We start from the raw sequence: 2665 nt of genomic DNA, 5'->3' as shown, positions 1-2665 counted from the left end.
GGAAAACGCTATCTTTTAAGTTTTCAAGAGGAGGAATTACAGGACTGTTTTGAGATAGTCAGAGATCGAATTCGCACTTCCCAGGGACGAGTACGGAAATCGGGGGCGGATTATTTAACCTATTTATTATTAGACACGATTATCGATGGTTATTTTCCCGTGGTAGAACACTACGAAGATCGGATTGAGGCGTTGGAAGATATGATCATTAGTAATCCTGATCGAGATACCATGCAGGAAATCTATGATGTCCGTCGGGAATTATTGGCACTGCGTCGCTTAATTTGGCCGATGCGAAATGTCCTACATTTACTGATGCGTGACCATCATGGTATAGTCAGCGATGAAGTACAAATTTATTTTCGGGATTCCTACGACCACGTCATTCAAATTCTGGAAATTATCGAAGCTTATCGAGAATTAGCGGCGAGTTTGATGGATGTTTATATGTCCACTATGGGCAATAAATTAAACGAAATTATGAAGTTTTTAACCGTAATTTCGACGATTTTTATTCCCTTAACTTTTATCGTTGGTGTCTATGGCATGAACTTCGAGAATATGCCAGAATTAAAAGGAGAATGGAGTTATTTCCTTGTCTGGTTAGTCATGTTAGCCGTAGCGGGGGGCTTAATTTTCTACTTCTGGCGCAAAGGTTGGTTTAAACCAATTTATTCCCTGAAAGAGGAAGCAAAAACTTAGTTAACGAAGGCAGGAGTCAGGAGACTCCGAGACAGGAGACAGGAGATTATTTCTATTTATTCTTCCCACACCCCACACCCCACACCCCACCCCGACGACAAACTTTTTCAGCCAACCCTAATTATTCCACCACAAATGCGAGGATTTGGCCTTGGCAACTGCCGAAGCGAATCTGTAAACCGGACTCTAGGGGAACTTCTTGGTTATGAACCTGTTTCCAGTGGCCATCTTGATAGATAAAAGTACCAAAACGGGAGAAATCTGCGAGAAAGTATTGATAGTCTGGATAATCGGCATTTTTACGGCAAATTATCCGACAATGGTTTTTACTAACCCATTTTTCAGCAATCTGTAGATCATTTTCCATGTCCCGTCCTATATTCATGCCACCACCACGGATTGACCATTTTCTTTCGGGACGATCGAGATAGTATAAGAAAGCGGCGGGCATGGTTCTGGAGACATTGGGCATAACCGTCGGTGATTGAGTCTCATCAAGGGTTTGCAGCAATTGCCCGTCGAATTCTGGGTGCATATAGAGAATCGGCAAAGTCCAAGCGGGTTGATTGTACTTGTAGAGGGTTAATAATTGCTGCCTGGCGATACGAACGGCCTGATCAATAGGGACTCTCGGACCGGGAAACAACGTGGACATCTGCGCTTCTTTGTCTTTGAACCCGAAGAGGGTGCGGGTAAAAACTTCGATAAAACTCAAGGCCTCGCGATCTGCGATCGCATCTCGCATGGCCAAAACTGCGGGAACGCCGTGGTGAATCAAGACTTCCGCCAGACTGCTGCGGGGGATCATCTCCTGACCCGATTTAGCGGAATAAGCACCCCAACAGGCATTAAAAACCGTTAAAATAACCTGATTTCTCACCAAAGCTTGGGCTAACTCCGTCCCGTTTAGCTGTTCCCCCGGCCGCAGAAATAGGGAACCGCCATTGGGGGCGGCCATTCCGTGACCGGCGTAGAAAAAAGCTTGATATTTACCCGTATCCAAGGCCCTGGTCAGTTCTTCGGCCTCGGGTCGAATTAAGGTATCGACTTTGACTTTCACTCCCAAATTCTCAGGGAGGGAACTACTGCCCCCAGGGGAGATGGCCCGGATGAGATTGGCGGCCTCGGATTCCAGTGCCTGGTCGGAATTAGTTTCTCCACCCGTATTAATGGCGGTGAGATTGCGGGAACTAGCGGCGGTTTTAATCTGTTTTTCGCCGATAACTAAGAGAATATTGAGACTATTAGTCGGTTTTATCGGTGGCAATGGTTCCACATCGCTGGTGGTGCGGCTAAAGAGTATATTCGGATGCAGAGATATAGCCTGTTTACCTGCTTGCTGCATAATTTCCCAGGGCAGCAGAATTAAATAGGGGTTGCGACATTCCAAGCGAATTCGCAGGGGCTGATTTTTGCCGAGGGCGATTCCCTGACTTTGGGCGAAACTTTGACCAATTGATGCTTGAAATAACCATTGCCAGAGACTAATACCTAGTTTCTGCATCAATTGACCGCCATAACTGCCGCCTTCTCCCGAAAGAGTCAGTTTAGGTCGAGAATTTGCTTCTAATTGCTCTAACATCGGTAAGGTCGGCATTTTTTGCAGACAGAACATTTCCTGCCATGCCATCCATTCCGTGGTTAGACTCTCGGTCCATTCACAGTCATGATGCACATATCCCCCCGGTAGGGGTGCTTTCGTCACCCAACGGGCGAAATGATTACTTGTCGCTAAACTAGAGATCGCTAAGTTTAGACTAGGGATGGCATCATCGGTCATTGTGGTTATTTAGAAGTCTATATAATCCTATTCTAGAGGATTTCTGAAAAGCAAGGAAGAGTATTAAGTCACCAATAAACAACAAAGTTCGATAATTTTGGTTTGCAAAGTCGCCAAAGGTTCTGCACCCCGCTTGAGACGATATTCTAATTCGAGAAGTATGGGCAAGGTGGCGAGAAGTTG

Annotated in this window: 2 protein-coding genes and 1 pseudogene; 1 reads left to right on the top strand and 2 read right to left on the bottom strand. The window is 45.7% G+C overall.

The genetic code is table 11. The features are described from left to right. Nucleotides 1–702 (top strand): magnesium/cobalt transporter CorA (corA, locus tag PX481_RS06990; RefSeq protein WP_288094122.1); only part of this gene is annotated, 702 nt, incomplete at its 5' end. 121 nt (nucleotides 703–823) lie between these two features. Here the strand turns inward: corA and PX481_RS06985 are convergent. Both PX481_RS06985 and PX481_RS06980 read right to left on the bottom strand, forming a co-directional pair. Beyond that, nucleotides 824–2482, bottom strand: coding sequence for a CHAT domain-containing protein (locus PX481_RS06985; RefSeq protein ID WP_288094120.1), 1659 nt, complete (start codon nucleotides 2480–2482; stop codon nucleotides 824–826). Nucleotides 2483–2545: 63 nt separating this feature from the next. After that, a pseudogene (locus tag PX481_RS06980) lies at nucleotides 2546–2665 on the bottom strand (DNA polymerase III subunit delta); the annotation flags it as partial.

Source organism: Microcystis sp. M53603_WE2 (assembly GCF_030065435.1).
Note: the sequence above shows the minus strand (reverse complement) of the source record. Positions and strands in the feature narration are given on the sequence as shown.